Annotated in this window: 3 protein-coding genes; 2 read left to right on the forward strand and 1 reads right to left on the reverse strand. The window is 75.2% G+C overall.

Annotated elements, in window-relative coordinates; all coding sequences use genetic code 11:
• Positions 1-924 (reverse strand): S66 peptidase family protein (locus tag FHG89_RS00370; RefSeq protein ID WP_139581868.1); only part of this gene is annotated, 924 nt, incomplete at its 3' end.
• Between the two features lie 101 nt (positions 925-1,025).
• Between FHG89_RS00370 and FHG89_RS00375 the strand changes: the two genes are divergently transcribed.
• Positions 1,026-1,793 carry a type 1 glutamine amidotransferase gene (locus FHG89_RS00375; protein WP_139581870.1) on the forward strand — a complete coding sequence of 256 codons (768 nt, stop codon included), beginning with the start codon at positions 1,026-1,028 and terminating at the stop codon, positions 1,791-1,793.
• A partial coding sequence (locus tag FHG89_RS00380) for a bifunctional [glutamine synthetase] adenylyltransferase/[glutamine synthetase]-adenylyl-L-tyrosine phosphorylase (RefSeq protein ID WP_139581871.1) occupies positions 1,793-3,805 on the forward strand: 2,013 nt, incomplete at its 3' end. The genes FHG89_RS00375 and FHG89_RS00380, both read left to right, overlap by 1 nt.

The raw sequence follows: 3,805 nt of genomic DNA on the forward strand, positions 1-3,805 counted from the left end.
GGGGGAGACCGTCAGGGTTCCGGTTTCGGTGTTCAGGGTTGCCGGGGTGCCGACCGGGACTGTCAGTTGGTCGGGGCCGTGGCCGATCGGGAGGCCGCCGAGGACCGGTACGCCCAGGTCGCCGAGGCGTTCGGTGAGGACGTCCACGATCGTGGTGTCCCAGCCGTCCCCGCAGTCGGTGAACTGCCCGACCGCCACCCCGGCCAGCCCGTCCAGCGCGCCGGCCCGGCGCAATTGGGTGAGCATCCGGTCGACCTTGTACGGAGGCTCCTGCACGTCCTCGATCAACAGCACCGCCCCGGTCAGGTCGGGCAGGTCCGGTGTGCCGATCGACGCGACGATCATGCAGAGGTTGCCGCCGAGCAGGGTCCCGGTGGCCCGACCCGGAACGCGGACGGCGAAGGTGTCCTCGGCCGGCACGGCGCTGACCGACACGTCCTCGGTGGTCATCAGCGCGGCGTGCAACGACTCGGCCGAGCGCAGGGGGGTGCGCTCGTCCCGCCAGGCGGCGCCCGGGCCGTGGACGCCGGCCAGCCGGGCGCCCCGCCACAGCGCGAACTGCAACGCCGTGATGTCGGAGAAGCCGGCCACCACCTTCGGGTCGCGGCGCACGGCCGCCATGTCGATGGCGTCGACGATCCGCTGGACGCCGTAGCCGCCCCGGGTGCAGATCACCCCCCGGATCTCCGGGTCGGCGAAGGCCGCGTTCAGGTCGGCGGCGCGCACGTCGTCCGTACCGGCCAGGTAGCCGTGCCGGGCGTACGCGTTCGGCGCCGGCACCGGCCGCAGACCCCAACCGGTGAGCAGCTCCACCCCTCGTGCCACCCGCTCCGGCGACGTCGGCCCGGATGGTGACACCAGTGCCACCGCGTCACCCGGGCGCAGCACGGGAGGGCGGACGACGGCGCAATCCTCGCTGATCACAAGCGCAGAGCCTAGCCACACCGTCAGCGCGTGGCCGCCACCGGTGGTGCGGACCCGTGGCGGGGCGTGGCGCCTCGTCCCGCACCGGCTAGCCTCGACGGGTGGCAACCGCGCTGGTGATCGAGAACGACCCGACGGATGACGCGCGCCGGCTGGGTGAGTGGCTGACCGAGGCCGGGCTGGAGCTGTGGGTCGTACGCCCACACGCCGGCGACGAGCTCCCCGCCGACCTGGAGGGGTACGCGGCGCTGGTGGTGCTCGGCGGCGACCAGCAGGCGTACCCGCTGCCGGACGGCTCGCCCGGCGCGCCCTGGTTCCCCGCCGTGGAGGGCCTGCTGCGCAAGGCGGTCCGCTACCGGGTGCCCACCCTGGCCGTCTGCCTGGGCGCGCAGCTGCTCGCCACCGCGCACGCCGGCCTGGTCGAGCGGAGCCCGTCCGGGCCGGAGATCGGCCCCGGCGTGGTCGGCCGGCGCGACGCCGCCGAGAACGACCCGCTGTTCCGGTACGTGCCGCTGATCCCGGACGTCCTGCAGTGGCACTCCGACGAGATCACCGAACTGCCCCGGGGCGCCACCCTGCTGGCCGCGTCCACCCGCTACCCCCATCAGGCGTTCCGGCTCGGCGACCGGGCGTGGGGATTGCAGTTCCACATCGAGTGCGACACCGCGATGATCGCCGACTGGGCCACCGACTCGGCCCAGCTCGCCGAACTGGGGTACGACCCCGAGCTTGTCGTCGCGGCGTGCGACTCGGTGATGGTGGACGTCGAGGAGGTCTGGCAGCCGTTCGCCGCCCGGTTCGCCGCGCTGGCCCTCGGCGAGCTGGACGACAGCACGATGCGGCGGGGCCTGCCGCTGCTCGGGCACTGATGAGCCGGCCGACCAGGGCGCCGGGGCGGCTCGCCCGCTACGGCTTCGGCACCGCCGACGGCGACGGCGGGGCGCGTGCCGCCGACCTGCTCGGCCCGGACGGGCTGGGGCTGTGGCGACCGGACGAGCAGGAGCCGGTCGACGAGCCGGCCGGGGAGCTGCTGGCGACGCTGTCCCGGGCCGCCGACCCGGACCTGGCGCTGCGCCAACTGCACCGCATCGTCGAGACCGAACGCCGCACGACAGGCGACACCGCGTCGCCGCTGCTCGCGGACCTGCACGCCGATCCCGGCCTGCGACGGCGGGTGATCGCGGTGCTCGGCGCCTCGTCGGCGCTCGGCGACCACCTGGTGGCGCACCCCGAGCACTACCAGGCGCTGCGTACCGCCCCGGACGGGCTCGCGCCCTCCGCCGAGGGCCGGCTGGAACCCGCAGGCGACGGCAACCCGGTGGCGGTGCTGCGGACCGCGTACCGGCTGGCGTTGCTGCGCATCGCGGCGGCCGACCTCACCGGCGGGCGCGGCCTGGAGCAGACCATGGCCGCGCTGTCCGCGCTGGCCGACGCGACGTTGGCCGCGGCGTACGAGATCGCCGTCGACGAGTTGGCCGAGGGCGCCGAACGGCCCCGGCTGGCGGTCGTGGCGATGGGCAAGTGCGGCGGCGGCGAACTGAACTACGTCTCCGACGTGGACGTCATCTTCGTGGCGGCCGAGGACGCCGACCTGCCCGCCGCGACCCTGGTGGCGACCCGGCTGATCCACATCTGCGGGCTCGTCGCCTGGCCGGTGGACGCCGCGCTGCGCCCGGAGGGCAACCGGGGCCCGCTGGTGCGTACCCTCGCCAGCCACCTCGCCTACTACCGCCGGTGGGCGCGCACCTGGGAGTTCCAGGCGCTGCTCAAGGCCCGCCCGGCCGCAGGTGACCTGCCGCTGGCCCAGGAGTGGATCGACCAGCTCGCGCCGTTGGTCTGGCGGGCGGCCGAGCGGCCCGAGGCGGTCGAGGACGTCCGCGCGATGCGCCGCCGGATCATCGACCACATCCCGCCGAAGGAGCTGGAACGCGAGATCAAGCGCGGCCCCGGCGGGCTGCGTGACATCGAATTCGCCGTCCAGCTGCTGCAACTCGTGCACGGGCGCGGCGACGAGACGCTGCGGGCGCCGGGCACCCTCCCGGCGCTGCGGGCCCTGGTCGCCGGTGGCTACGTCGGTCGCGCCGACGGCGAGGCCCTGCTGCGCGGCTACCGCTTCCTGCGCAGCGTCGAGCACCGGCTGCAACTACAGGGCCTGCGCCGTACGCACACCGTGCCCACCGAGCCGGCCGCGCTTCGCTGGCTGGCCGCCGCGCTGGGTTTCACGGCCACGCCGGGGCGCAGCGCGGTGGAGAGCTTCCGGGCCGAGTGGGTCACCCACGCCACCGAGGTACGCCGGCTGCACGCCAAACTGCTCTACCGGCCGCTGCTGGAGTCGGTGGCCCGGGTTCCGGCCGACGGGCTGCGGCTCACCCCGGAGGCGGCCCGGCACCGCCTGGAGATCCTCGGGTTCGCCGACCCGGCCGGGGCGCTGCGTCACCTCCAGGCGCTCACCGGCGGGGTGAGCCGCACGGCGGCCATCCAGCGGACCCTGCTGCCGGTGCTGCTCAGCGAGTTCGCCGACGCGCCGGAACCGGACCGGGGGCTGCTCAACTACCGCAAGGTCTCCGACAAGCTGGGCAGCACACCCTGGTACCTGCGGTTGCTGCGCGACGGCGGTCCGGTCGCCCGGCGGCTGGCCCGCGTACTCGCCCTGTCCCGGTACGTCGCCGACCTGCTCGCCCGTGATCCGGAGGCGTTGCGGCTGCTGGCCGAGGAGAACGAGCTGGCGCCGCGCTCCCGCGAGGTGCTGCGCGAGGGGTTCCTGGCGGCGGCGGCCCGGCACACCGATCCGGTGGAGGCGACAAGCGCGGTGCGGGCGCTGCGACGTCGGGAGCTGGTCCGGGTGGCCTGCGCCGACGTGCTCTGCCGCGCGGGCGCGCTC

The organism is Micromonospora orduensis (assembly GCF_006228125.1).
Classification (GTDB): Bacteria; Actinomycetota; Actinomycetes; order Mycobacteriales; family Micromonosporaceae; genus Micromonospora; species Micromonospora orduensis.